Origin of the sequence: Pseudoalteromonas arctica, assembly GCF_012927645.1 — a bacterium.
Lineage (GTDB): Bacteria > Pseudomonadota > Gammaproteobacteria > Enterobacterales > Alteromonadaceae > Pseudoalteromonas > Pseudoalteromonas arctica_A.
This window is the reverse complement of the sequence record NZ_JABBMT010000018.1, coordinates 34,494-60,482: the sequence shown is the minus strand read 5'-3', so window position 1 is coordinate 60,482 and position 25,989 is coordinate 34,494. Positions and strand designations below refer to the sequence as shown.

The 25,989-nt window shown below is 40.8% G+C and carries 21 protein-coding genes and 1 pseudogene; 10 read left to right on the top strand and 12 right to left on the bottom strand.

Annotated features, from left to right (window positions below; genetic code table 11):
• Positions 1-54: 54 nt before the first annotated feature.
• On the top strand, positions 55-291 hold the full coding sequence (rpmB, locus tag HHO47_RS12265) for a 50S ribosomal protein L28 (protein WP_004335549.1): 237 nt from the start codon (positions 55-57) through the stop codon (positions 289-291).
• Positions 292-302: 11 nt separating this feature from the next.
• Positions 303-458 (top strand): 50S ribosomal protein L33, encoded by a 156-nt coding sequence (gene rpmG, locus HHO47_RS12260; protein WP_004335545.1) that lies wholly within the window; start codon positions 303-305, stop codon positions 456-458.
• A 179-nt stretch (positions 459-637) separates the two neighbouring features.
• Here the strand turns inward: rpmG and HHO47_RS12255 are convergent, their stop codons facing one another.
• A complete protein-coding gene (locus HHO47_RS12255; RefSeq protein ID WP_169020544.1) occupies positions 638-1,564 on the bottom strand; it encodes a manganese-dependent inorganic pyrophosphatase in 927 nt (308 codons plus the stop codon).
• Positions 1,565-1,735: 171 nt separating this feature from the next.
• Between HHO47_RS12255 and HHO47_RS12250 the strand changes: the two genes are divergently transcribed.
• Both HHO47_RS12250 and mutM read left to right on the top strand, forming a co-directional pair.
• Positions 1,736-2,254 (top strand): hypothetical protein, encoded by a 519-nt coding sequence (locus HHO47_RS12250; RefSeq protein ID WP_169020543.1) that lies wholly within the window; start codon positions 1,736-1,738, stop codon positions 2,252-2,254.
• A 1-nt stretch (position 2,255) separates the two neighbouring features.
• Positions 2,256-3,065, top strand: a complete 810-nt coding sequence (gene mutM, locus HHO47_RS12245) for a bifunctional DNA-formamidopyrimidine glycosylase/DNA-(apurinic or apyrimidinic site) lyase (protein WP_169020542.1) — start codon at positions 2,256-2,258, stop codon at positions 3,063-3,065.
• Between the two features lie 80 nt (positions 3,066-3,145).
• Here the strand turns inward: mutM and HHO47_RS12240 are convergent, their stop codons facing one another.
• Genes HHO47_RS12240 through HHO47_RS12230 form a run of 3 tightly spaced genes read right to left on the bottom strand, consistent with a single transcriptional unit; the run spans position 3,146 to position 5,575 of the window.
• Positions 3,146-3,646: a DUF3299 domain-containing protein gene (locus tag HHO47_RS12240; protein WP_169020541.1), complete on the bottom strand. Its 501-nt coding sequence runs from the start codon at positions 3,644-3,646 to the stop codon at positions 3,146-3,148.
• 10 nt (positions 3,647-3,656) lie between these two features.
• Positions 3,657-4,889: an ABC transporter permease gene (locus HHO47_RS12235; RefSeq protein ID WP_169020540.1), complete on the bottom strand. Its 1,233-nt coding sequence runs from the start codon at positions 4,887-4,889 to the stop codon at positions 3,657-3,659.
• Positions 4,886-5,575, bottom strand: coding sequence for an ABC transporter ATP-binding protein (locus tag HHO47_RS12230; protein ID WP_169020539.1), 690 nt, complete (start codon positions 5,573-5,575; stop codon positions 4,886-4,888). The genes HHO47_RS12235 and HHO47_RS12230 overlap by 4 nt, the downstream gene beginning before the upstream one ends.
• 183 nt (positions 5,576-5,758) lie before the next feature.
• Between HHO47_RS12230 and HHO47_RS12225 the strand changes: the two genes are divergently transcribed.
• On the top strand, positions 5,759-6,865 hold the full coding sequence (locus HHO47_RS12225) for a phosphoribosylaminoimidazolesuccinocarboxamide synthase (protein ID WP_169020538.1): 1,107 nt from the start codon (positions 5,759-5,761) through the stop codon (positions 6,863-6,865).
• Between the two features lie 239 nt (positions 6,866-7,104).
• Here HHO47_RS12225 and HHO47_RS12220 read toward each other — a convergent pair whose 3' ends face one another.
• The gene (locus HHO47_RS12220) at positions 7,105-8,115 is read right to left on the bottom strand and encodes a glycosyltransferase family 9 protein (protein WP_169020537.1); all 1,011 of its coding nucleotides are present in this window, start codon (positions 8,113-8,115) and stop codon (positions 7,105-7,107) included.
• Between the two features lie 368 nt (positions 8,116-8,483).
• Here HHO47_RS12220 and HHO47_RS12215 point away from each other — a divergent pair, with 368 nt between their 5' ends.
• Positions 8,484-9,338: a sulfurtransferase gene (locus tag HHO47_RS12215; RefSeq protein ID WP_169020536.1), complete on the top strand. Its 855-nt coding sequence runs from the start codon at positions 8,484-8,486 to the stop codon at positions 9,336-9,338.
• On the opposite strand, the gene HHO47_RS12210 is transcribed toward HHO47_RS12215, so the two are convergent.
• From HHO47_RS12210 to HHO47_RS12200, 3 genes are all read right to left on the bottom strand, one after another.
• A complete protein-coding gene (locus HHO47_RS12210) occupies positions 9,335-10,855 on the bottom strand; it encodes a tetratricopeptide repeat-containing sulfotransferase family protein (RefSeq protein ID WP_248290999.1) in 1,521 nt (506 codons plus the stop codon). The two genes, HHO47_RS12215 and HHO47_RS12210, sit on opposite strands and share 4 nt — an antisense overlap.
• 64 nt (positions 10,856-10,919) lie before the next feature.
• Positions 10,920-13,361, bottom strand: coding sequence for a TonB-dependent receptor (locus tag HHO47_RS12205; protein ID WP_169020534.1), 2,442 nt, complete (start codon positions 13,359-13,361; stop codon positions 10,920-10,922).
• Positions 13,362-13,539: 178 nt separating this feature from the next.
• Complete coding sequence (locus HHO47_RS12200) at positions 13,540-13,887, bottom strand: DUF5522 domain-containing protein (RefSeq protein WP_169020533.1); 348 nt, start codon at positions 13,885-13,887, stop codon at positions 13,540-13,542.
• Between the two features lie 51 nt (positions 13,888-13,938).
• On the opposite strand from HHO47_RS12200, the gene HHO47_RS12195 reads away from it, so the two are divergent.
• A complete protein-coding gene (locus HHO47_RS12195; protein ID WP_169020532.1) occupies positions 13,939-14,265 on the top strand; it encodes a hypothetical protein in 327 nt (108 codons plus the stop codon).
• A 142-nt stretch (positions 14,266-14,407) separates the two neighbouring features.
• Here the strand turns inward: HHO47_RS12195 and HHO47_RS12190 are convergent, their stop codons facing one another.
• The gene (locus tag HHO47_RS12190) at positions 14,408-15,376 is read right to left on the bottom strand and encodes a class 1 fructose-bisphosphatase (RefSeq protein WP_169020531.1); all 969 of its coding nucleotides are present in this window, start codon (positions 15,374-15,376) and stop codon (positions 14,408-14,410) included.
• Positions 15,377-15,537: 161 nt separating this feature from the next.
• Here HHO47_RS12190 and HHO47_RS12185 point away from each other — a divergent pair, with 161 nt between their 5' ends.
• Together HHO47_RS12185 and HHO47_RS12180 are read left to right on the top strand one after the other, a co-directional pair.
• Positions 15,538-17,967 carry a zinc-dependent metalloprotease gene (locus HHO47_RS12185; RefSeq protein ID WP_169020530.1) on the top strand — a complete coding sequence of 810 codons (2,430 nt, stop codon included), beginning with the start codon at positions 15,538-15,540 and terminating at the stop codon, positions 17,965-17,967.
• Between the two features lie 133 nt (positions 17,968-18,100).
• Positions 18,101-18,874: a YggN family protein gene (locus tag HHO47_RS12180; RefSeq protein WP_169020529.1), complete on the top strand. Its 774-nt coding sequence runs from the start codon at positions 18,101-18,103 to the stop codon at positions 18,872-18,874.
• Positions 18,875-18,931: 57 nt separating this feature from the next.
• On the opposite strand, the gene HHO47_RS12175 is transcribed toward HHO47_RS12180, so the two are convergent.
• Together HHO47_RS12175 and rsuA are read right to left on the bottom strand one after the other, a co-directional pair.
• A complete protein-coding gene (locus HHO47_RS12175) occupies positions 18,932-20,563 on the bottom strand; it encodes a methyl-accepting chemotaxis protein (RefSeq protein ID WP_432651934.1) in 1,632 nt (543 codons plus the stop codon).
• A 124-nt stretch (positions 20,564-20,687) separates the two neighbouring features.
• Positions 20,688-21,386 (bottom strand): 16S rRNA pseudouridine(516) synthase RsuA, encoded by a 699-nt coding sequence (gene rsuA / locus HHO47_RS12170; protein WP_169020528.1) that lies wholly within the window; start codon positions 21,384-21,386, stop codon positions 20,688-20,690.
• 58 nt (positions 21,387-21,444) lie between these two features.
• On the opposite strand from rsuA, the pseudogene zapE reads away from it, so the two are divergent.
• A pseudogene (gene zapE, locus HHO47_RS12165) lies at positions 21,445-22,556 on the top strand (cell division protein ZapE).
• A gap of 112 nt (positions 22,557-22,668) precedes the next feature.
• On the opposite strand, the gene HHO47_RS12160 reads toward zapE, so the two are convergent.
• Positions 22,669-25,695, bottom strand: coding sequence for a TonB-dependent receptor domain-containing protein (locus HHO47_RS12160; RefSeq protein WP_169020527.1), 3,027 nt, complete (start codon positions 25,693-25,695; stop codon positions 22,669-22,671).
• Positions 25,696-25,989 lie beyond the last annotated feature (294 nt).

Below are 25,989 nucleotides of genomic sequence, written 5' to 3'. Positions count from 1 at the left end.
ACATAGCCTAGGGGACAAATTAAGCTCGAGCGAAGTTATTGGAGATATATAGACATGTCTAAAGTATGTCAAGTTACAGGTAAGCGTCCTGCGGTTGGTAATCACCGTTCACACGCGAGAAACGCGACTAGACGTCGTTTCCTACCTAACCTACAAACACACCGTTTTTGGGTTGAAAGTGAAAAACGTTTTGTAACATTACGCACTACTACTAAAGGTATGCGTATTATCGATAAAAAAGGCATCGACACGGTTCTTACTGAAATCCGTGCTCGCGGCGTAAAAGTTTAAGGACCTGAGTCATGCGTGATAAGATCCGTTTAGTTTCTACAGCTGGTACTGGTTTTTTCTACACTACCGACAAGAACAAGCGTAACATGCCGGAAAAAATGGAAATCAAAAAGTTTGATCCAAAAATCCGTAAACATGTTCTTTTCAAAGAAGCTAAAATCAAGTAATTTTAGTTTTCTATGAATATCAAAAACCCAGCCTAAGCTGGGTTTTTTGTTTTAAACTGGCCGTCAGCCGTCATATTTCGAGCTTCAGGCATAAAAAACCTTGCAGGAAAAACCCACAAGGTTAATATTTTTAGCACCTAGCACCTAGCACCTAGCACCTAGCACCTAGCACCTAGCACTTAAAGCTTTGCAAAAGCGTCTTGTAGTGGTGGTACTACTTGCTTTTTGCGACTTAGTACGCCGTCTAGCCATACTTTTCCGTCTTTAGGTGTTTCGCCATAAGCAGTTTCAACGAGTGTTGCATCGTCAGAGACGATTAGCATTTGTGACCCTTCTTTCATGATGTCAGTAAGCAGTAAAAATACTGAGTGGCGTCCACCTTCTTCTTTTAGCTTGGCAATATCAGCTTCAAGGTCTGCTTTAATATCATCAAATACCGCTAGGTCAATAACTTCTAGTTGGCCAATACCCACTAGTTTACCGTTCATATTAAAGTCTTTAAAATCACGCATTACTAAATCACGCGCTGGAGTATTCTCAACCGCTGACTTAACGCGGAACATGTCCATGCCTAATTCTTTAAAGTCTTCGATGCCGGCAATTTCAGCAAGCGCTTCAACACACTTGATATCAGCGGTCGTACAGGTTGGTGATTTGAAAATAACCGTATCACTTAAAATTGCACACATCATGATGCCTGCAATGTCTTTTGGAATTTCAACATTGTAGAAATCATACATCATTTTAATAATGGTGTTTGAGCAGCCAACAGGGCGGATCCAACACTCAAGCGGTGTAGAGCTGGTTAAATCACCTAGTTTATGGTGATCAACAACACCCACTACACGAGCTTGATCGATATCATCGGGTGCTTGGGTTTTTTCGGTATGGTCAACGATGTAAACATCTTCACCGGCATAACTTAATTTTAGTTCTGGCGCTTCAAAGCCGAACTTATCCAGAATAAACTGCGTTTCAGGTGATATTTCACCAAGGCGCGTTGGGATTGCGGGCTCTTCGATTTGGTTTTTCAAATAAGCCAGTGCGATGGCACCACAAATAGAATCTGAATCTGGGATTTTATGACCCACTACATACATTGACATGACGGAACTCCTTAAATTTTGCCGTATTTTAGCAAAGTAATCTAACTTTGACACATTCCCACTGGTGAATTTTTGTAATATTAACTTCTCAGCTAGGTAAAAAATTCAACTGCCATTTTTACATGTTTTTGGTTACACTTTAACTAATTGAATCTTTTAGGAAGAACTCAAATGCAGTTAGGCCGCAAAGGCTGGAATAATGTGGTTATTTTTTCAATGCTGTTGATGATTTTCTTTTTCAATGGATTACATACCAAACTCAACAGTGGTTCAGAACAATCTAGTGTGCAAAGTGTATTGCCAGCGCAAAACTTTATTTTAGCACTTGAATTCCCTGATCAAAAAATAGAGCGAATAGGCACTTCTTGGCGCGCCACTGCATTAATCAATAATGCACCTGCTAGTTTTTGGCAAGCAACAACAGCCAACCTTGTGGCATTAGTAAATGAATGGCAGAGCATGCAATTATCGGTCGCTGATGATCAGCGGGCATTTCATAATACGCCTGCGTTAACGGTTGCCACAGTGTGGCTGGCCGGTGAGCAACTCCCTTGGTTGTATCTGTTATACAGTGCACCGCAAGGCTATTATTTATTAGATAAAAGCAACCAGCGCGTGTTATCACTTGATAAAGCAACTGCGCAGCGTTTATTCCCGAGTTTTAATTTTTCACAAAGTGAGCCTAAATAGTATGCCTGAATTACCAGAGGTTGAAGTTAGCCGAATGGGGATCACCCCACACATTTTGCAGCAAACAGTTACAAAGGTGAATATTCATAATCCGAATATGCGCTGGCCTGTGCCTGATGATGTGTACAAAATAGTTAACTTAGCTGTGTTAGCTGTTAAGCGTAGGGCAAAGTATTTGCTACTTGAGTGTGAACTGGGCAGTATTATTTTGCATTTAGGTATGTCAGGTAATTTACGAGTTGTTGAACAAAATGAGCCATTAAAAAAGCATGATCATATCGAGTTTATATTTGCCAACGGTAAAGCACTGAGACTAAATGACCCACGCCGATTCGGTTGTTGTTTATGGCAAGCGCCCGGCGAATGTCATAGCTTACTGAGTAAACTGGGTCCTGAGCCACTCACTGATGAATTTACTGCTAAGCGCGTATATGAGCAGTCGCGCAATAAAAAAGTACCAATCAAACAATTTATTATGGATAACGCTGTGGTGGTTGGTGTGGGTAATATTTACGCTAACGAGTCTCTTTTTAAAGCCGGTATTCACCCAAAACGTGAAGCAGGAAAAGTAGCACTCGCGCGTTATCAGCAATTAATCCCTATTATTAAAGATACTTTGGCTGCAGCTATCACTCAAGGCGGTACTACACTAAAAGATTTTGCGCAAAGTGATGGTAAACCAGGTTACTTTGCCCAACAACTTTTAGTGTATGGCCGTAAAGGTGAGGCGTGTATGGTGTGTAAAAAAACCTTAACTGAGATCCGTTTAGGGCAACGTAGTACTGTGTATTGTAGTCAATGCCAACGTTAATTCAGCGTGTTTGCAGTATAGGTTAGAGGTTGAGTTGATCAATAAAAGGTTAAAGGTGAAAGTCTTTAACCTTTTATAATTTATAGTTCGAATGGTGCGACGCCGACGGCTGTCATTTTATAGCCTACTTGGGCTATTTCGCCACTCCAGCTTTCGGTGCTGATGATGCCGGTAACGACTATGGCATCGTACAAGCTTTCAATTGGCACGCCGCCTTTAATTGTTACATGAACAATTTGATTCGGTGGTGGTGGTGGCACGTGGATGCAAGCACCAAAGTAAGGCACTAATAAAAACTCAGTAATCATTTCGCTGTCACCTTCAAGAGGTACTACAAACCCAGGTAAGCTGACTGATTGGCCATTGAGTTCCTTAACAATTGGTGCATCTAGATCCGGTTGCACCCAATTTTGCTCTGTACCTTCATGGCTAGCTTGATCTTGAGTATCTATTTGTACATGTCCCTTAGGAATTAAGTCTTCCCAAAAAATTTCTTTTGGTTCATTGGCATAACTACTCAAATTATAACCAAAGCTAAAAATAACTAAGCAAAGTAAAGTGAACTTTTGAAAGTACTGCATGATGTTCCTCTTAAATTTTAATGCTCATGCCATCAGACAATGAGTAAAAATAGGCGCGGGTGGAAGGTATTAAACCAACGATAAAGCCAGCCGTCATAATAGCGCCGATCAATACCAGTTCATAGCTCGATAGCATAGCAATGGTGATTGTGATGCCAGCATTACTTTGTAAGTAACCTGTGGCAAGAGACATTAATAAATAAAATAACCCACAGCCTACTAGGCAGCCCAAAAAGGTTATCAGTAGTGATTCAATGCTGATCAATGTGAATAAATGCCAAGGACGCGCACCGACCGAGCGTAAAATGGCCAATTCGCGGCGGCGTTGGTTAAGGTTGGCTAATAGAGTCGTTAGCATGCCTAGTAGGCTCACGAGTACCACTACAATAGAAAACAGTAACAAGATTTTTTCAACAATTGTCAGCATTTCCCATAGCTCACGTAAAGTTACACCTGGCATGATGGCAAGCAACGCTTCAGGTTTGTATTGATTAATATTGCGCCTTACTTGTAACGTATAAAGAGGAGAATCAAAACCCACTAAAAACGCGGTGATTTGCTTAGGTTCGCCTGTTAGATCGTCATGCTGTTCATGGCTGGTGTGGCTACCGCTGTGGATCAGTTCAATAGCCGCTAATGGAATATGTAGGGTTTTATCAACGGGGGTGCCCGTCGCGTCTAAAATGCCCACCACAGTGAAAGGGTTATCATCATGATGATGAAAGCTGGTATTACCCATACCGTGTGAAATAACGATATTATCGCCTAGCGAATAGCCTAGCTTGGCAGCGACCTGCGCACCCAGTACTACTTCATCTAAATGGGCGAAGGTGCGGCCTTGGCTAAAACTAAGCGGTTGCTTTTTAGCAAATTTATAATGTTGAAAATAATCCACTGAGGTGCCTAGTACCGCTTGGCCTTTATGGCTATCTCCTAGTGACAGCGGAATGGTCCAGTTGACACCGCGTTGCTGTTTTATATATTCATAGCTTTGCCAGCTAACACCATTGTTAGCATGGCCAATGCGAAAAACCGAAGATAATAACAGCTGTATATCGCCGGTACGAGCGCCAACAATGAGATCAGTGCCAGAAATAGTATTACTAAAACTACTTTTAGCATCAACGCGTACACGCTCAATACTCAATAGCAACATGACGCTAATGGCAATAGTAAACAAGGTTAAAAATGCGCTGCCGCGGCGATTGAGTAGGCTTTTATAAGCAAGTTTTATTAAAATCATATTACTTGCTCCATAATATCAACAAGACTAATTGAGCGGTTAAAAAGTGCTTGTAGGTTTTCATCATGACTTACAAATACCAACGTACTACCTACTAAGTTAGCTTGTGCAAATAACAGTTCGATAAATGCTGTTCGATTCGCTGCATCTAAGGCTGATGTGGGTTCGTCAGCAATAATAAGTTCAGGGCTACCAATAAAAGCACGTGCAGCGGCAACGCGTTGTTGTTGTCCAATACTTAAATCAGCCACGCTACGGTGGTGGTGTTCGCTCGACAGGCCAAGTGCCCCCAATAACCTTTGCGCTTCCAGTGCCAATGTATCACTTTGTTGCAATGCGTTTTGTTGGCGGGGTTTAGAAAATTGGCAACCTAGCATCACATTTTCCAGCGGTGACAAATAAGGGAGCAAATTAAAGTTTTGAAAAATATACCCTATGTGATCAGAGCGAAATGCATCTCGCTTGCGGTGGCTCAACTGCGCCAAGTTTATATCAAGCACACTAAGTGTGCCTGAATTTGGCTTGTTTATACCAGCAAGCAATGACAGTAGGGTTGATTTTCCAGAGCCACTCGGGCCGTGTAAAAATACATGCTCGCCATGCTCAATGACTAAAGAGGGTATAGTCAATGTAGGGATAGTTTGTTGCGAGTGCCATTTAAAACTAAGTCTTTGAATATTGATCATATGCAGCGAGTTGTGGTTTATTTGGTGTTATACTATAACGCAGTAAGAAAAATGAAAACAAAACACGTTAAACAACAAAGTCCTTTAATTGTGATTTAACGCCGTCTCGATTATTATTAACACCTCATAACCCTAATACCATACTTATGCTCATTATGAGCATGCCATACATTCGGAGATAGCATGACTAGCTATAAAGTTTTAGACGTAAACGATGACTTACCAATACGCACAAAGAGCCCCGTTCACAGTGGTAAAGTACGTTCAGTTTATTGGTTAACCGACGAAGACAGCGCGCGTTTGATCAGCGATAAGGGTTACCAAGTTCCTAAAGGTACAGAACTGGCTATTATGGTTATTTCTGATCGTATCTCAGCGTTTGATTGTATTTGGCAAGGTGAAAATGGTTTAAATGGTGTGCCAGGTAAAGGTATTGCGTTAAATACTGTTGCATCACATTGGTTTAAGTTATTTGATCAGGCAGGCCTTGCGGGAAATCATATTGTTGATATTCCACATCCGTATGTGTGGATTGTGCGTAAAGCCAGTACTGTGAAAGTTGAGGCAATTGCTCGTCAATATATTACAGGCAGCATGTGGCGTGATTATAATAAAGGTATTCGCAACTTTTGTGGTTTAGAACTCCCCGATGGCTTAACTGCGAACCAAAAATTAGACGAAGTACTTATTACGCCATCAACAAAAGGAATTATTACCGATGTTGCTGATATTCCGGCGGTGGATGATGTCAATATTACTCGCGATAATATTCTAAATAACTTAGCCGTATTTAACTTTAAATCAGCAGAAGATGTTACTAAATATGAGCAATTACTGGTTGAAGGATTTACTCTGATAAGTGAAGAGTTGGCTAAGTTAGGTCAAATATTCGTTGATACTAAATTTGAGTTTGGTTATGTGGAAGACTTAAATGGTACTAATAAACTAATTTATATTGATGAGGTAGGCACGCCAGACTCATCACGTATTTGGGATGAATTAGCTTATCAAGATGGCAAAATTGTTGAGAACTCTAAAGAAGGGTTTCGTCAGTTATTAATTAATAATGTGCCTGATAGTGATGTATTGCTGAATAAAGATCGTATGCCTGAACGTGAGCAACTAGCAAAAGATTACATTTTACCTGAGTCGGTTATGTTAACTGTTTCTGATACTTATGTTGGTATCGCTAGCAAAATTGTGGGCCGTGATATTACAATTCCAGCAGATCCGCGTAGTGAAGTAATTGCTATTTTAGACGAGCAATATGGTTTGATTTCTAACTCTTAGTTGTTAGTAATTAACTTGCTGCAATTTAAAAGTTTAGAGTTTTACTATTATTTATAGTTACTGGGCTTTTATTCTTTGCATTTATATACCCAAGCCACCTCAAGATGCAGAATTCAGCGTTTCACAGGGGGCTTAATGCCAATACGTTATTTTGCAACAATGGCAAGATATGCTTGTTGCTTGGGTGCCAAATAAATACTCGCAAAAATGGCACCGCTGAGTTCTGAAATTATTAAGATTTAGTGATTCAGTAACTTTAAAGCCGCCTCACTGATGTGCTGTGGCTTTATGTCGTTAATAATATCTTTTTCAAGTAGCTGATTGCCATTTGCAATTAACGTAATGGCATTGGTTACTTTGGGTGCCACAACACTCCATGGTGAAGTTCCCATACCCACTACAGCAACAAAAGGAATATTGAATGCAGCTGCAATATGCATGGGACCAGAGTCGATTGTCAGTAATAAATCAAGCTCACCAATAGCGTCTATCATAGTTATAATCGAGGTTTTTCCTGCAAGGACAACAGAGTCAACTTGTTGCTGATTTAGCTGCTGATGTAATTGCTGGGCATCTTTAAGCTCGGCGTTATCACCAAAAATATAAAAGGTGCAACCAATCTTTTTAGCTATATCCGCCATTGCAATAAATGAAAGCTCGTTAGGGTAATGACGAAAACCTTTATTTTTCCCGCCAAAATAAACTCCAATAGATTTTTTGTTCTGTTTAGGGATTAACAGACTGGGCTCTTTTACCAGCACGGTCTTTGGTATAGAGTTAAACGGATTATCATGGGGTTCATTCACAAGTCGGCAGTAGCGAAATATATAATGGTGATTTTCGTTTAACTTTAACTTATGCGTTAATAATAGCGAACGTCCATTTTTTGCATAACCTACTCGGTATTTGATACTTGCTAAAAAGCAAAGTATTGCTTCAGACAATGAGTTGCGCATTATTATTGCAACTTGAATATTTGTGGCTTTAAGTGTTTTAGCGAACGCCCAAATAGACACAGGTTGAGTTTTATTAAAGCGTTCATCGACTATAATTGAATAGTCGGTTTCACGCTTAAACATCTCAACTAAATGAGGTCTAATTAGTAATATAATATTTTTATTTGGATAAAGGTTTTTAAGTAGCTGCAATGAAGGTGTGCAATTGACCGCGTCGCCAATGAACTTTGGTAGCACAACTAGAATATTGCCAGTTACTTGGCTAGCAGTTATCGTATTATGATTTTCTTTCATTATGCTTAACTCTGAACAACCATCGTTTTTTGAACTGATAATATTAGTAATATTTACTATTACTGCATTAGGTTGTAAGTATATACGAGTTCTAAGATTAATAACTCCTAAAATATACTTCTATTAGCGTTAAACCGTAATGTTAAGCTCATTTTCATATTCCAAATTTATTTTTCCTATTTATATCAACGATGCATATTTAAGGGTGCGTCTAGCATTAGGTGGCAAAAAGTTGATTTCACCCATACAGCCTTTAAGTGTATTTACAGTGTAAATATTAGCTGGCAAGATTATGATGTAAGAGTAATTCATAGCTTAGTTGAATGGAAATAAGCTGATTTTTCATCAGGTTAATTATAAGGAACACAATGAAAAACATAGTAACTTGCCAATGGTTGAACGAGCACATAAACGACCCCAGGCTGATTATTTTTGATGCCGGCATGGTGCGCCCAGGTAAGCTCGGTGAGTATCAACCCGAGGCCAAGTTGCCAAATGCACAGCGTTTTGACTTTAAAAAGCAATTAGCCGATCAAGACAATCCACTACCACATAGCATGTGTAGTGCAGAGCAATTTACTGAGCAGATGCAGTTAATGGGGGTTGATAAAGATTCTTTAGTAATTATTTATGAAGACCAAGGTTTATTTAGTGCCGCACGAGGCTGGTGGATGTTTAAAGCCATGGGCTTTGATAATGTCAAAGTACTCAGTGGTGGCCTAGCAAAATGGCAATCTCTCGGGTATCTCACTCAAGTTGAATACAGCCGTCATCATCATAAAGGAAACTTCATTGCTAACCCAAGAACGGATTACTTTATAGATGCCGCTGCGGTTTTTAATGGTATCGATGATGAACAAACGGTATTACTTGATGCGCGCGGTTATCAGCGTTATTTAGGTAAAATGGTAGAGCCTAGAGCGGGCATGCGCAGCGGCCATATTCCAAATAGTCGTGCTTTACCTTTTGTTGAGTTATTAGATGATGGCGAAGCAAAACCATTAACTGACATTAAAGCAGCATTCGACGCGGTATTAGGTGAGCAGGCGACTCCTGAAACGACCTTGCAGTTTAGTTGTGGCTCCGGCGTTACGGCATGCATCTTGGCGTTATTTGCTGATGAGTGTGGGTATGAAAATCTGCATGTTTATGACGGCTCATGGAGTGAGTGGGGCGGCCGTGATGAGTTACCTATCGACACAGACCCTTGCCCAGCGCGTTAAAATGCAAACCCATAGTGTTGCCAGTAATCAATGGTTTTTTTATTGAGCGGCTGGCGCACTTGCACTTTGCTTGCTGTTGCCGACGGGCTATGTTGCTTATGAAAATCCAGACACTCAATTTGCCAAGGTAAATTACAAAACCCATACAGCTGTTGCGTGCTTAGCTGCGGCTCTGAAACAAGCGTTTCGTATTGCATTATCATCACATTACCAGGGTGTTTTGCTGCAAAATGATTGATCAAACCGCTGTAATCTTGATAAAAACTATCGATGTCTTGCAGGTTGTAACTGTAGTGATGAAATGCACTGGCTGGGCTGTATAGTTGACGGTAATTAGCGATACAGCTAGCTTTTCGCCCTCGTTGCATGCAAATGATTTTAGCCTTAGGAAAAGCCGCTAAAATTAAATCGATATAGTAAAAATTAAATGGCTGTTTGTCGCAACTACGCAGCCCACGTGCCACCAGCTGATTAATACGTTGCTGATATTGGCTAAGCTGGGCTGTTAACTCAGTATTTGAATATGCCAGTTTAAGTACATTGCTATTTAATACCTGAACATTAGCACCTTGGCAAAGCTGAGCAATATCATTAAGTTCACCCACACCTTGCACTAGCGCTGACTGATTAATTATTTTTTCTAGCAAAGTAGTGCCAGAGCGCGGCATACCAACCACAAATAGCGGCTCAAAATCGCTGTTGCTTGTGCGCGGTTTATAATCATTACTGAGTGCTATCAGCTGCTCACAAAATTTACGATGGGTTTGCGCAGCATATTTTACATGCCCAGAGATTGCTTGCTTACTTGTAGTAAAATGCGCAAAGGCTTGCTGATAATCAGTGCAGTGTTCGTAATTAAGTGCAATCGCATGGTACAAAAATTGTTGCTGCATCGGCGTTTTAGCGTGTTCGGTTAAAGTTAACAGCTGTTGTAAATGTTGCTTAGCCTGTTGGCTATCGTTAAGTTCAGCTAGCGAATAATGAGCTTGAAAATACTGTGGCTGCTGTTGTGTTAATTGATGTAATAGTTGTTTAGCATCATTAAATTGCGCCATGATTTTATAGGCCACAGCTAGGTTATAACTTATTTGCGGGTTGTTAGGGGCTTGTTGGTAGGCCCGTAATTGCCATTCTAGTGCAAGTTGGTAGTGACCTAAACGAGTTAATACATTGGCAATTAAATCGCATTCAATAGCTGCAAACTGTGGATGTTTTATTGCTTCATTAATAGCTAATTGCGCATCTAATAGTTGTCCACTGAGCACCGCAAGCTTAGCCGAGTGAGCAAAGTATAATGGCAAAGGCGCAATACTAATCGCTTTGGCGAGTAGTTTTTTGGCTTTGCTTATATCCTGTGCTGCAACATTTACTTGCGCCAGTAAAAAGTAGCTAAAATGATCACTTGGGTTCTGTTTTATATAATTGAGCAGTAATAAGTGCGCGTCATTAAGCTTGCCATGGTTAATAGCCTGCTCAATTTGTTGTTGTAGGTGTTTTTGAATTGATGTTAATTGCATAGTAAGAAGCATAAAAGCCTTAGTGTAAAACACCAAGGCTTTTTTAGTTTATAAAGAACCGTTATTACAGCTCAAAGTTATACGTAAATTTCATGCCGATAGTACGCGGTGTAGTGGTGTAGTGACCATACACACGTTGTAGTTCAGGGAGGTCTTTATTTAGCGCTTCATATTTAGCCATGCCTGCCCATGATTTATCGCGGCGTACCGAGGTAAATGCGTACTTATCGAATAAGTTGTCAACGTAGATAGTTGCAGACCACATATCACCTGTTAGCTTGGCAGATAAATTACTCAGCGCATAACCTGCAAGTGTTTCACCATCGGCTTTTAAACCAACTTTAGTGATCACATCACTTTGTGCTGTTATACCATAATTAATACTTAACAACTTATCGTCTAGCACATCTTGCTCGTAGCGCAGGCCGAATGAGAACTGATGCTCAGGGGCACCAGGTAAACGATCGCCATCGGCGCCATCATAGTATGCTTGATACTGGGTATACTTTTCATCTAATTCACCAAATAAAAGAGGCACATTTTCAGTTAGCTCTGCTTTTGCATAGGCGTAGGTTGCGTAAGCAGTCCAGTTATCAGCTATTATCGCGCGAGATGAAATTTCCACACCTTTTGAATTGGCAGCACCGGCATTTGAGGTGATCAGCTCTTGACCATTAACTGTCGAAGAGCCAACTTGTGGATCTTTCCAATCAACGTTAAACAGCGCGGCATTAAAGTGTAAGCGGTTTTTAAACCAACTTGATTTAAAACCAAGCTCATAGTTTACCGTGGTATCTGGTTTATAATCTTCTTCATTTGGTAGCGTACAAATAATTTGTTGTTCTGGTAATACATCCGGACAAAGGGAGATACCATTGTCACCGCCAATCCGAAAGCCTTCACTTACGGTAAAATAAGCAAGTACCCCAGAATCAAAAGTATAGTTGGCATTAAACTTAAATAGGCTACCACTATCATTAGTTTTTATATTCGAGAACTTAATTTTATCGAGGGACGAAATGTAGTTTTCGTCCTCTATAAATAGTGGTGTAGCTGAACCAACATCAGATGAAATGTCATATTTATAAACCCGGGCACCAAGAGTTACATGCAACTTTTCAGTAAAGCTATAACTGATCTCACCAAATAATGCTTTTTCTGTAGTTTCTGAGTTAGTTAATAAAATATATTCAAGGTCAGTTTCTATATTTGGGATCTCATCACCCGAAAATTCAGTAAGCCCTGGCGTGTATTCACGATCATTAACGTGGCTTTCAAGCTTGTTGTAGTAACCACCAACAATCCAGTTAAATGCACCCTCCGAGTTAGATACTAAGCGAATTTCTTGAGTGAAATTATCACGTTTTGAGGTATCCCGAGCTTGTGCAACAAACGCTGGAAATTCAGCATAACCGGAATATATATCGTAAAGTAAATCAGTTTGGTCGCGTTGTCCAGATTGCTCGTAGCTTGACCAACCTGAGGCAGATACCAGCTCAGCAAAACCTAAGTCAGCCTTGAGCTCTAAGCTTAGTAAGTCGTTTTCTGCTTCACCAGGTTCAAGTATCCGCGCTGCATTTTCATATTGACCAACCATCTCTTGTAGGCCGCTGCTGTCACTTAATGAGTTATATTGTGATGTTGAGTTGCCGCCACTTTCTTGTTTTTGATAAAAATAGTTAAGCGTTGCTTCAACTGCTTCGTTAGCTTGCCAACGCAGTGACACACGGCCTGTAGTAATTTGTTCATCGTTTACGTCACTAACACGGCGTAAGTTAGCACTGACATCTTGTGGGTTGGTAAAATCAGGATTTGGGTTTGATACACCAAGGTTTTGCACCACGTAGTTGTAATCGATATAACCTGGGTTGGTGTAATAATTAACACTGGCACGAATTGCCAATACATCGTCAATTAATGGCGTGTTAAAGACTAAACCAAATTCACCACCGGTGCCGTTGCTTTCATTTAAGCTAAATACATCACCAGTTACTTGGCCTTCGGTAATATCAAGTTCTGGTTGTTTTAATAGATAGCGAATCGCACCACCTAATGTGCCAGCGCCATATAAAGTACCTTGTGGGCCAATAAGTACTTCAACGCGGTCAACGTCAGTTAAACGTAAATCAATATTAAGAGGAATTTCACCCACGTAAGTGGCCACAGTACCGCCATCAGAAATACGATCTGAAGTATTGGTATTCAAACCACGCACGATTATAGGGGAGCCTTCACGACCACCTTGATCAGAAATCGTTAATCCAGGCACCCAGCGTGCTACATCTTCAAGATCACTAATATTCTGATCTTTGATCACATCGCCATCAAGGGCGGTAATATTAAGTGGTGCCTCTTGCACTGAGCCCGCGCGACGAGTAGCGGTAATTTGAATTGTTTCAATTGCTTTGTCTGCTTGGGTTGTTGACTGCGCAGCAGCAAGGTGGTGGCTATTAAATAAAATAGTAGAAACAGCTGATGCAAGAAGTGCTGGCCTAAAGGTATTCATGTTCATTTTCCGAATAAGTTACAGTAATTTTATGCTTAAAAATCAAGCTAAGTTGATTTTTTAAACAAAATACATTGGATATTTAGTGAATTTATATCTAATTATAATGTATTTTTATTCTTTTCGTCATGCGTTATTTGCAACTTTATGCCATTTTTTTGAATAAATACTTAAATATTTAGTAAGGGCAGTGTTTACAGATGTTTTTACAGCACTTTCCACGTTTTAAGAAAAACCAACGACTGAATATCATATAGCCGTTTTGCATTTCATAATCGAGGTGTTCGATTAAATTGGCGTTAGTGTGAAAGAGCTTTGCAAAAGCAAACTGCTCTTTGAGGGGGCGTTGATAAAGGGTATTTAGAAATTGATTAATTTTCGCTAAGGTACACTCTCGACATAAACAGCTGGTGGTTGTGCTATCAAACGGTAAAATAGCTGGTAGTTCATTGCACCAACAAGCATTAATATCATCAACATTACACGTAAGCGTTGTTTGGCATTGTGAGCAAGCTAAAATAGTCATTTGAGATACGTTTAATTTTTCAATAATCCATAGAATAACAGATAAGCAGCTATGAACAGAGCACAAGCGTTAGCAGAATTTGCCCGTTTTGGTAAACAAAAAGACGAGGCCATCAGTATTATTGTTTCAACAACAAGTGATGAGCAAAGCCCTGCTTACACATTAACGCTTGCAACCTTACTCGATGTACTCACTCGCTGCTTGACAGGCGAGATAGCTTTAGACGACCTTGAGCTGTGGGCCAATGTTATAGAATCAAGAACCGACATCGATCACAGCGCCGTGGAAGGTGCAATTTATGCTCTCAGCAACAGCGAACAAATGGGCGAGCTTGATAAGAGTAAAGTTGCGAAGCTGATTGAATTATTAGCAAGTTAGTAGGGGCTAGGTTCTAGGGATATTGCGGTTGATATAGCTGAAAATAAAAAACGCGGCATAAAGCCGCGCCTACGATGTGATTGTTATCTGAGAAAATCACTTTCCTAGAGCCTTTTACCTAGCTCCTCTATCTTAAAGTCTATTACTTATGATATCCCAAACAGGTTTCTACTTCGTTTTTAGAACCTAAAATAACAGCAACGCGCTGGTGGATTGCATCTGGCTGAATGTCCATGATGCGCTCAGTGCCGGTAGATGCGATGCCGCCGGCTTGTTCGATTAACATAGCCATTGGGTTTGCTTCATAAAGTAAGCGTAGTTTATTTGGTTTGTTTGGATCTTTAGTGTCAGTTGGGTAAGTAAAAATACCACCGCGACATAATACGCGATGAACATCACCGACCATGGCGGCAATCCAACGCATGTTAAAGTTACGCGCTCGTGGACCTGTTTCGCCAGCCATTAAGTCATTAATGTAGTTTTGCATCGCTGGCTGCCAATGACGTTGATTTGATGCATTGATAGCGTATTCACTTGTCTCTTCTGGTATTTGGGCAAAATCTTGAGTTAATAAGAAGCTGCCGTGTGTTTTATCTAGCGTGAAGAAACGTGTACCTTTGCCGGTCGTTAATGCAAGTACTGTAGATGGGCCATATAATACATATCCCGCAGCGACTTGGCTTTTACCCGGTTGCATAAAGATACTTTGATCGGCAGGATCTGAGCCCTCAGGCGCTTTCATAACTGAAAAAATAGTACCAACCAGTGAATTGATATCGGTATTTGATGAGCCATCAAGTGGATCAAACGCGACGATATATTCTGCATTCGGGTTGCCAGCTACTGTGTAGTCTTCTTCTTCTGAGGCTATCGCTTTTACGTAGCCTGACTCCAGTAAAATATCTTTAAGTAGTTGGTTGGTCAGAACATCGAGTTTCTTTTGTGTTTCGCCTTGAATGTTTTCATCAAGCGTTGAACCTAGTACACCGGACAGGGCACCTTGGCCGACGCGGAATGAAATTTCTTTACAGGCCGCTAAAATCGTTCTGATCAATGAGATTAACTCTCTAGGGCAACCGTCTTCAAGTAATACCGGAGGTAGTCTACGCATTCTATTTTCCTGATAACGTTATGGGCCATGATAATCATAGGGTGAGAGGGATCATCACAGCAAGCGCTGAATTTCGTCTTAAATAACTGTATTTTAGGTGCAACATCCTATACTGGGCACACCTTAACCGTATTTAAAACGCGAATAACAAAGATAAGATTATGCAAAAAATACCATTGATACGTTACATACTCTTTACTGTGTTGCTAACTATGATAACCCAAGCGCACGCAGCAATTAAGTCTATTAATGATTTTACTGAACAAATGAATCATTTTCCGGGCTACTTCTCTTTTTATTACGACACTCAAAACGGTAAAATTTATTTAAAAGTTGATAAACTCAAGCAGCAATTTTTATTACAGCAAAGCTTGCCTTATGGTGTCGGCTCTAACGATATTGGCCTTGATCGCGGCCAGTTAGGCAATACACATCTTGTACAGTTTGAGCGCTTTGGTGATAAAGTGATGTTACGGGCTATTAATACCTACTACCGTGCAAATACCAGCAATAAAGCCGAACAAAAAAGTATTCAAGAAGCCTTTGCATCAAGTATTTTAGCGGGTTTTAAAGTGGTTGCACAAAGCCCGCAAGCTGTACTGATTGATTACACGCCGTATTTACTGAGTGATGTACATGGTGTGGGTCGAACGCTTGCAGCCCGTAAACAAGGTAATTTTAGCCTTGATGAAAGCCGCAGTGCGGTAAATATGGAACGCTCAAAAGCGTTTATGAAAAATACTGAACTTGAAGCTGTGCTGACATTTAATGGTGCTCAACCGGGTGAGTACATTCGTCAGGTCAGTGCTGACCCTTACGCATTAACCGTGCATATGCATCACTCTTTAATACAGTTACCTGATGATAATTACACGCCACGTGCGTTTCATCCGCAATCAGGATATTGGAGTATTGAACATAAAGATTATGCCGCGCCATTAAGTAAATCAATGTTGCTACGCACTATCCCGCGTCATCGTCTTGCGAAAAAAGACCCAAGCTTACCTATTAGCGAACCTGTTGAGCCAATTATTTATTATTTAGATCCAGGTGTACCAGAGCCGGTAAAAACAGCGTTACTCGATGGCGCAAAATGGTGGGATGATGCCTTTACTGAGGCGGGTTATAAAAATGCCTTTATTGTCAAAGTATTACCATATAACGCAGATCCTATGGATGTACGTTATAACGTGATCCAATGGGTGCATCGTGCAACCCGTGGTTGGTCTTATGGCAGCTCGGTGATCGATCCGCGTACAGGTGAGATTTTAAAAGGTCACGTTACATTAGGCTCACTGCGTGTGCGCCAAGATATTTTAATTGCTGAAGCACTTGCAGCGCCTTATTTAGAAGGTAATGAAGTGGCAAAAACGTTACAAGCAATGGCACTTGATCGTATTCGCCAGCTCAGTGCTCACGAAATTGGTCACACACTTGGTATTGCTCATAATTTCTCTGCGTCAGTGGCTGATCGTGCGTCGGTGATGGATTATCCGCACCCACTAGTGGGCTTTAATGACCATGGTGAACTCGATGTGAGCCGAGGCTATGCGCAAGGTATGGGACAGTGGGATACGCAAGTTATAAAGTACGGTTACAGTGATTTTACAGGCCTTGATGAAGGTGCCGAGCTGGCTGCAATTTTAGCAGACAATCAAGCTAAAGGACTGGAGTTTATTTCTGATAGTGATGCACGAGCGCAAGGTGGTGCGCACCCAACAGCACATTTATGGGATAACGGCAGTTCGCCAAGTGAAGAGCTATTAAGAGTACTTGAAATAAGACAGCAAGCACTCGCTAAATTTGGTATTAACAATATCAAAGAAGGGACGTCACTGTCTCAGCTTGAAGAGATGCTGGTGCCGCTGTATTTATTCCATCGTTATCAGGTCGAGTCTGCTGTAAAACTGATTGCAGGTGTTGATTATGATTATGAAGTACGTGGTCAAGGTATGGTAAAAGGTGCACAAGTTGTTGCAAAGGCAACTCAACAGCTCGCTTTAAAGGCCATTTTAGCTACCCTAAATGCTGACAATTTAGTATTACCAGAATCAGTGTTAGCGCTTATTCCACCCAAGGCCTATGGCGAATCTAAAAGCCGAGAAAGTATTGTTGGCCGAACTGGCTTAACTTTAGATGCAATGGCACTTCCTGAAGTGGCTGCACAACATAGTTTAGGGTTATTGCTAAATAGCCAGCGATTAAATCGTTTAGCGCAGCAGCAAGCACGCAGTGATGCATTTTTTAGCTTAGATGAACTGCTTGCAAAAGTTTATCAGCAGGTGTTTTTAATTCAGAGTAAAAAAGGCATGGCAGGTAAAATAACTCAGCGGGTGCAGTTATTAACAGCAAAGCAGTTTGCTGATTTAGTCGCCAGTGATAAAGTTGCTCCAGAGGTGCAAGCCCAGTTGCGTTATTACTTAGTAAAACTGAATAAGGCGTATCAGCAAGAGTCTTTACTTAGCAGTGCTGATGTTGGTGAAAGTGCCTTTAAGCAATACTTAGCCGATCAACTTAAACAGTTTCTGACTACCGGCAATTGGCCGACAAATTTTACCGCCTTACCAATTCCACCAGGATCACCAATTTAAATGTAGGCGCGGGTTTATCCCGCGCAGAAGCCTATTCATGCGCGATGTAAAATCGCGCCTACCATTTTTCTTGCATAAAACTGGTTTTTTGTTAACCTAGCCGCCTTCCATTTTTAGTCTTTTTGAGGTGTTTATGGCGTTTTTATCTCGTTCGATATTGGCGATGTCCATAGCACTATCAAGCCTTAATGTCAGTGCTAAAGCCATTTGTGAAGTAGAGCTAGGGCATGGTTTGATCATCACTGATGATGTGATCCGTATTGTTGATAAAGGCCAAACCCGCGTACAAATAAATAATGATAATCAACTATTTATCCGTGGTTATTGGATTGATCTAACGGCTGAGGAAACCCTAGTGTTAAAGCAGTTTAGCGCGGGTATTCGCGATACGGTGCCTGAGTTGGTGGAGTTGGCAACTGACGGTGTTAATCTTGGCTTGAGTGCGATAGAGCAAGTTGTTGAAGGCATGTCAGACAAAGAGTCGGAAGTGCTCAAAACGCAACTGCAATATGTCGAGCGGGCTTTAATGGATAAGTTTAAACGCGGTGATGATTTCTTTTTTATTGCGCCACAATCACTATCTAAAATTGATGATTTTTTTACCGAAGAGATCAGTCAAAAAATTCACTCAGCCGTTCATGGCTCTCTCGGCGCTATTTTAATTTCTTTAGGTGATGCATTTAAGTCCCGCGAAGGTAATATTGAAGATCGTATTAATGACATGGGGCAGCGCATGGATATTATTTCAAAAGAAATAGATAAGTCACTACAGAAAAAAGCTCAACAGTTAGAGTTAAAAGCTTCAGAATACTGTGAATGTTTAAACTCGCTTGATGTCACCGAATCACGATTACAAATGATAGTACCAAGTATGGCTGATTTTGATTTGGTACAAATTAAATCTTAACTTAATCAATTCAAATAAAAAGCCCGCGTAATTAATGCGGGCTTTTTAATGTGTATATCATTCAGAGCTAAACTTGTCTGTTTCGGCCTCTAAATCGCTAGTCAGCCCTTTGATTAAGTCCGTTGCAGCATGGGCTTGATGTGATAGGTCTGCGGTCTGTGAGGCCGTGTCTGATATGGTCACAATGCGTCTTGCTGTGTCTTCCCCTGCATTGAGCTGCTCTTTAGCTGCAATGGCTATTTGATGGCTCATTTGTGCGATGGCACTCAAAGATGCAGCAACACGCTGCAACTCTTCACTGGCATCTTTAGATTTCGCTACGGTTTGCTCACTGGTGGCAATACTTAAATTAACTGAAGTTTTTGCATCTTTAGTGGCGGATTGTAATTTACCGATCATAGTACGAATTTCTTCTGTGCTGGTTTGCGTGCGCTGCGCTAGTTGACGTACTTCATCCGCAACGACCGCAAAGCCTCTTCCTTGTTCACCAGCACGGGCTGCTTCAATGGCTGCATTGAGTGCTAACAGGTTAGTTTGCTCGGCAATACTTTGAATAACAGTAAGCACATTTGCAATATTATTTACTTCATCATCAAGGAGTTGGATGTTATTACCAGCGCTGTCAATTTGTTGCTCTAAAAGAGCAATGGTATTTGCTGCCTCTGCAGTTAAATGGCTAGCATTTTGCCCTTGGCTTTCTGCTTTTTGTACTGAAAAAGCGGCTTGCTCGGCATGCTCAACCACTGTTTGCGCAGAGGCTGTTAACTCAGTGATCGCTGATGCGACCATGTGAGTTTCTTCATTTAGGCTACGCGTCAGTTTATCAAGCTCAGTTGAGCGGGATTCGTTATCTAAACTCTGATTTTTTAGACTATCAGTAACACCTTTAATGCTGCCAACTACACCCCGCAGCCCTTGTTGCATATAGTGCATGGCAGCAATTATGCTTTCAGGTTGGGCGTCAGTGCGAATATGTGAATTTAATTTACCACGAGAAACTTGCTTAACAATACCAATTACCTCAGTGACTTCACCGCCTAATGCGTTACTGAGTGAAATGCCAAAACGCGCAATTGCAGCAGTTAAAGCAAGGGCAATAAGTAGTGACAAACCTACTAACCACTTAGCGGTATTCCAGTAACGTTCATCGACTTCTTTTTCGCTGATCCCAGTGCCAACATACCAACCAAAGTAAGGAGTTTTTTGTACCACAGAGGTTAGGTCAACGGTTTCACCATCGCGGACCGAATCCCAATGATAAGTAATAATTTTATTGGTTTGATTTCCGACTAATTGTTCAACCATACGACCAATACTGTTACCGCTGGCATCTTTGAAATCATTAAAGCTGGTGTTGTGTAACTGCGGATCGTGCGGTGTAGCAATAAAGTTGAGTTTATCATTCACTACGTAGACATATTCACTGTCGTGGTATTTGTTTTCACGCAATATTTGCGTGGCAAATTCACGCGCTTGTTGCTCGGTTAGTTGCCCATTTTTAGCAAGTAACTCAAATTGCTCGACAATATTTGTCGTGCTTTTCATGAGTTGATTAATACGGGCAATATTATCGTTTTCACTAGCGTGATGAAGAGATTGTAAGCCCAGTAATGCTATAGCATTGAGTGCTATAAACATCGCTCCAGCGAACAAGATTATTTTAGTTCTTAATGCTAAACCTGACAGCACATTGAGCCCCTTATTATTGTTATGACTACGATTTCTACCATGTTTGTCGGCTAGATGTTAGTTTTAATTAACAGTAATAACGGAATTAGACGTGACTTTTACTCAAGTTTCTATTGTAGGTAATTTAAAGTGAGATTTCTGCTGCGCTTAAAAGTCGATATTCTCCGCTGGCAAGGGTCTCATCAAGCTCGATATTTGCTACTTTTTCTCTATGTAATTCAACTACCTTATTACCGACTGCGGCGAGCATACGTTTAACTTGATGGTATTTACCTTCACAAATTGATAAACGTAAACAATATGTGGCAAGTTGCTCTGCAATTGCTGGTCTGGTTAGCTCTTTTTCGTTACGTAATTGCACCCCTTGGCGAAGTTTTTCCAGCGCATCATCCGTTAGAGGTTCTTGCGTTTCAATCAGGTAAGTCTTGAATTTGTTATGTTTTGGGGAGGTAATTTTATGTGACCAATCGCCATCATTGGTAATGAGCACAAGTCCAGTCGTATCGAGATCAAGCCGACCTGCAACATGAAAATCACTCATGTTAGGTTCATCGAGTAAATCAAATACCGTTGGGTGTAACTCGTCACTGTTGGCGCATACATAACCGACCGGTTTATTCAGCATATAATAGCGTTTACCTAGAAAAACTAGCGGCTTACCTTGCCACAATACGTCATCTGTTGCTGTGATTGGATGATCATAAGCGCTGATCACCTCGCCATTTACGCTGGCATCTTTACGCTTTATTCCTGCCCTCGCTTTGGTGCGTGGCGTTTCTGCTAGATGGCTAATAAATTTATCTAGGCGGCAAGGGAATTTCATTGGGTTCACACTGCTAGTCGACTACAATGGCGGCGAGTATAACGGATCGTGATAACGCATGACAGTACATAGCGGACAAATATTAGCATATTATCAACAGCAAATAGCCATCGGTAAATTGCAATTTGATGATGCCCAATTAGCAGCGGTGAATGCACTAGACAATCTCGCAATCGCTATTGATAAACCGTATCATTGGTGGCAAAAATCGGTATCTTTGCAGGGCATTTATTTGTATGGGCCTGTTGGACGGGGTAAATCGATGCTAATGGATTTGTTTTTTGAGACTGTAGCTATTAAACAAAAAACACGTTTACACTTCCATCATTTTATTGCTCAAGTACATACTCGCTTAGGGCAGTTGCAAGGGGTTAAAAATCCGCTAGATAAAATAGCCAGTGAGTGGTCAGAAACGCTTAAATTAATTTGCTTTGATGAGTTTTTTGTCTCTGATATTGGCGATGCTATGATCATGGCAGGGTTATTTAAAGCCTTGTTTGCCAAAGGCATCGTTTTGGTTGCTACGTCAAATTGTCAACCTGAGCAGCTTTATTATAACGGCTTGCAGCGAGCGCGCTTTTTACCCACCATAGCGTTAATTAAAGCGCATTGTCATATTATTAATGTCACAGGCTCTGTTGACCACCGATTTCGTTTTGGAAAGCACGCGACTCATTATTTTAACAGCTCGGCTAACTCTGAACTGGATGCTGATTTTTTGGCTTTTGCAGATAACTTACAAACAGCAACTGATATTACTATTTACGGGCGTAAACTAGCGTGTTTAAGGCTCAGCAATAATGCCATTATGTTTGATTTTATGGCATTGTGCTCAGGCCCGCGTAGCACCGCTGATTATATTCATTTAGCAAAGTACTATCAGCGTGTATATATCTGTAATGTGCCAGTAATGGGCGCTGCGGCAACAGGTAAGCAAATAGTGCATGGTATTGAAGATAGTTATCAGCGTGAAAACAAGATTTACAAGAACATACACTAGACGATGAAGCGCGACGCTTTATTGCCTTAGTGGATGAATTTTACGACCGTGGCAAGTTATTGATATTGAGTGGCGAGGTTGGCATTGCTGATTTATATCAAGGTAAAAAGCTGGCATTTGAATACGCACGCACCGAGTCAAGATTAATAGAAATGCAAAACTGGTTTTAGGTTTAAATAAAAAGGTACGTTCTTGCGATACGTACCTTTGACAACAACCTAGTAGTTATAAAGCTAGTGAAGCACTAATGCTTCGTTAGCAATAAATTTTAGACGCTATCATTTAAAAACTATATTGTGCACCTAAGTACATATAACGACCAGTACCACCGCCATATCCACTGTAATAATTACCGTTGCCACTTGGGTAGAATGCGCCTTTATTATCAAATATATTATTAATTCCAGCAAACACGCGTAAGTCGCTGTTTGAAGTTAAGGCCATAGTGTAAGAAGCTGATAAACTATGCTTTATATATGATCCGTAGTCTTGATAAGCCAGAGGCTCTGGATTGGTAATACAGTCTGCACTTGCAGTGGCACAGTTTTCATTGTTTTCTAACACGGCCTTCAGGTAATCTTTTTCATCTTGTTGATCGGCTTTAAAAGAGCCCAAGAAGTTGGTACGCCAACGAATACGCAAGTCATCCAAACTCCATGCAATTGACATCGCGGCTTTGTCTTTACTGCGACCATATCCAGCATAATGAGTAACTACGTTATTGCCATCTAAACCTTCATAGGTTTGTGAGTTTTCAATAACGTGATTGTAGTCAAGCTTTAAAGATACATCGCCATAACTACCAATATCAAAATCATAAGTCGCGACTACATCATAACCACGGGCTGTCAGCTCATCTAAATTATATTCACGTTGGAGAATTTTGATGATGTTACCTTCGTTATTTCGGGTGATATCATTACAGAACTCATTATTGCTACCCCAAGCTGCTTCAGAATCGTAACATTCATTCATAATATTTTCGTTACTGATCTCATCAATCGCATCAATAATGGCAATATCGTAGTAATCGATGGCGAGATTAAAACCACGGAAAAACTCCGGGGATAGTGTTACACCAAAGGTATAGGTATCGGCCGTTTCTTCTTTAAGGTTAGGGTTACCTGTACCTGGAGAGTAATTGTTATCTTCGCTGTCGAATTTAAAGTTAGGATCCTCAGCTAGCTGCTTAGCAAGAGTTGGCTCTAAACGACAATTATCATGACCTGGCTTAGTTGAGGTCGCCGTTAAGCCATCACAAATATCATCATATGAGTCGAAATCGCCACGCGGTGGAGACATCAATTCGGTAATCGTTGGAGCACGCTGTGCGCGAGCATAATTTGCGCGTACCATGTAGCCATCAACTGGCTGCCATAGTAAACCTAGTTTATAGCTGGCTACAGTATTGACGTTTTCCATGCTGTAATTAGCTAAGCGTAACGAGGTTTCAGCGGATAAGCCTTTTGCAAGTGGGGCATCTTTTAGTAGTGGGATCGCCAATTCTGCAAAGGCTTCATAGACTTCAACTTCACCATAAAATGAAGGAACAACGTTAAACGTAATACCGCCAACTTTCATGTCTTCACTGGTATCTAAGCTTTGGCTATCTTTACGATATTCGCCACCAAATACCGCAGAAACACTCCCTGCTGGTAATTCAAATAAATCACCAGTGATATAACCCATCACTGTATATTGCTGAATTTTTGTATCAATAATCGGGTTGCTACGGATCCAATCGGCCATATCTGGCGTAATTGAGCCTTCACCAAATAGGTTGATTGGTACACAGCCTGCTGCACGGGCTGCTTCATCTATACATTGAATAGTGCCATCAGCAAGTTTCTCTGCTTGTAATGCTTGATTTAACTTTATTACATTCAGTTCATTATTACGGATTTGATGCTGTTTAAATTGCCCATAGCCGGCTGATACATCCCAATCCCATTGATGATTAAACATAGTACCTTGTAGGCCTGCCCATGTCCGGATAGTGGTACGGTCATTATCAGTACTGATATTACCGACTTCGCCAAAACGACGATCCCAATAAATACGGTCTTTGTATGGGTTTGCGTCTAAGATTTGTTGTGGCACATACGGGTTATTAATTGGAATGTAGCCTGGTGCGATATCTGCGATTGGATCGCCTGTTACAGCATCATAACGCGGTACGAATGCACCCTCATATTCATCTTCAGGTGACTTACTGTTGAATGAGCCACTTTTACTATATTGCAGTTGGAAGTAACTCATGATGTCGTCGCTGATATCAAAATCGATTTTTACGGCTGTTGACAGGTTATCACTTGGTACATCCAGCATTACGTACTGATTTGAGTTAATACCGTATATTTCTTCATTGCCTTTCCAGTCATCACGCAGTGTTTGACCGTCATACCAAAATTGCGTGTCGTTGTTATTGTTTTCTAGAAAAACCCCGCCTAAGGTGCCATCACTTTTACTTACCCAATCAGCTTGAGTAATGTCACGCATACATTTAGAGCCACTTGCGGTCATCATTTGATTGCACATAAGAGTGTTATTATAGCTATGTGCGGCTTCTATTTTTGCCCGATCGCGATCATAGTAACTAATGCCAAAATCGCGGTCCCAGTTGGCACTAAAAAACACATACCCTTTATTATTAGCAAATGAATCGCCGTAGTTTAAATCAAGCGTAAACTCTTTGCCGCCACCGTCGGTGGTTTGGCCACCACGAGCCTGAAAATCAAAGCCTTCTTTTTTTGATTGGGTAATTATATTGACGACCCCAGCGACTGCATCGGCTCCATACGTTGCAGATGCGCCACCACTGATGATTTCAACGCGTTCAACCATGCCGCTTGGAATGGTATTTAAGCTTACATAGTTACCGCCGTAGCTATTTGACACTACGCGGCGACCATCAATAAGAGTAAGGGTACGATTAGCGCCTAAATCACGTAATTGAACGGTTGAAAGGCCAGTGCCAGAAATGCTCGATTGACTAGTATTGTTACCTATACTTTGGCTAAGTGCAGGCATGTTATCAACAAGAACGTCAGATAAGTTACCTAAACCAGTGTCTTGAATCGCTGTGCGATCCATGGTCACTAGTGGTGTGGCAACAGAAAAACTATCACGCTTTAAGCGAGAGCCAGTCACCACTATTTTTTCAGGGGCTTCTTGTTTTCCTTCTTTTATCGTTGTTTTATTTGGTGTTAATTGACGTTCAATTTGTTTATCATTTGCAATTAATTGGCCTGAAAAGCTTGCTGTGATCGCCAGTGTTAATGCGCATTTTTTTGTTAATATACTGCTCACAGATTTCCCTTACATATTGAATCTTGATAAAGCTAATGTATTAGTAATCTTTGAAGGGCAGTTCAAAGTACAACAACTAATGCATTAACGAATGGGGTATATTCGTGATTTGTTTTAAATAATCGTGAACAAAAACACAATGAAAGGTATCTCGTTTATATCCCTATTTTACATCTATTTTATATCTATTCCTTTACTATCATATGGTTGAATTTATTTTGTCGAATGCTTGGTAAATTGTAATTATGTTGTCTATCGCGTTATTTTGCTTTTTGAGGCAATAAAAGGTTAACC

Bases quoted from the DNA above. Each gene is read 5' to 3' on its own strand.
- HHO47_RS12190 (WP_169020531.1), bottom strand. From the start codon at position 15,376: ATGCGTAGACTACCTCCGGTATTACTTGAAGACGGTTGCCCTAGAGAG.
- HHO47_RS12225 (WP_169020538.1), top strand. From the start codon at position 5,759: ATGACTAGCTATAAAGTTTTAGACGTAAACGATGACTTACCAATACGC.
- HHO47_RS12185 (WP_169020530.1), top strand. From the start codon at position 15,538: ATGCAAAAAATACCATTGATACGTTACATACTCTTTACTGTGTTGCTA.
- rsuA (WP_169020528.1), bottom strand. From the start codon at position 21,386: ATGAAATTCCCTTGCCGCCTAGATAAATTTATTAGCCATCTAGCAGAA.
- HHO47_RS12195 (WP_169020532.1), top strand. From the start codon at position 13,939: ATGAACAGAGCACAAGCGTTAGCAGAATTTGCCCGTTTTGGTAAACAA.
- HHO47_RS12230 (WP_169020539.1), bottom strand. From the start codon at position 5,575: ATGATCAATATTCAAAGACTTAGTTTTAAATGGCACTCGCAACAAACT.
- HHO47_RS12215 (WP_169020536.1), top strand. From the start codon at position 8,484: ATGAAAAACATAGTAACTTGCCAATGGTTGAACGAGCACATAAACGAC.
- rpmB (WP_004335549.1), top strand. From the start codon at position 55: ATGTCTAAAGTATGTCAAGTTACAGGTAAGCGTCCTGCGGTTGGTAAT.
- rpmG (WP_004335545.1), top strand. From the start codon at position 303: ATGCGTGATAAGATCCGTTTAGTTTCTACAGCTGGTACTGGTTTTTTC.
- HHO47_RS12200 (WP_169020533.1), bottom strand. From the start codon at position 13,887: ATGACTATTTTAGCTTGCTCACAATGCCAAACAACGCTTACGTGTAAT.
- mutM (WP_169020542.1), top strand. From the start codon at position 2,256: ATGCCTGAATTACCAGAGGTTGAAGTTAGCCGAATGGGGATCACCCCA.
- HHO47_RS12240 (WP_169020541.1), bottom strand. From the start codon at position 3,646: ATGCAGTACTTTCAAAAGTTCACTTTACTTTGCTTAGTTATTTTTAGC.
- HHO47_RS12205 (WP_169020534.1), bottom strand. From the start codon at position 13,361: ATGAATACCTTTAGGCCAGCACTTCTTGCATCAGCTGTTTCTACTATT.
- HHO47_RS12220 (WP_169020537.1), bottom strand. From the start codon at position 8,115: ATGAAAGAAAATCATAATACGATAACTGCTAGCCAAGTAACTGGCAAT.
- HHO47_RS12210 (WP_248290999.1), bottom strand. From the start codon at position 10,855: ATGCAATTAACATCAATTCAAAAACACCTACAACAACAAATTGAGCAG.
- HHO47_RS12250 (WP_169020543.1), top strand. From the start codon at position 1,736: ATGCAGTTAGGCCGCAAAGGCTGGAATAATGTGGTTATTTTTTCAATG.
- HHO47_RS12235 (WP_169020540.1), bottom strand. From the start codon at position 4,889: ATGATTTTAATAAAACTTGCTTATAAAAGCCTACTCAATCGCCGCGGC.
- HHO47_RS12255 (WP_169020544.1), bottom strand. From the start codon at position 1,564: ATGTCAATGTATGTAGTGGGTCATAAAATCCCAGATTCAGATTCTATT.
- HHO47_RS12180 (WP_169020529.1), top strand. From the start codon at position 18,101: ATGGCGTTTTTATCTCGTTCGATATTGGCGATGTCCATAGCACTATCA.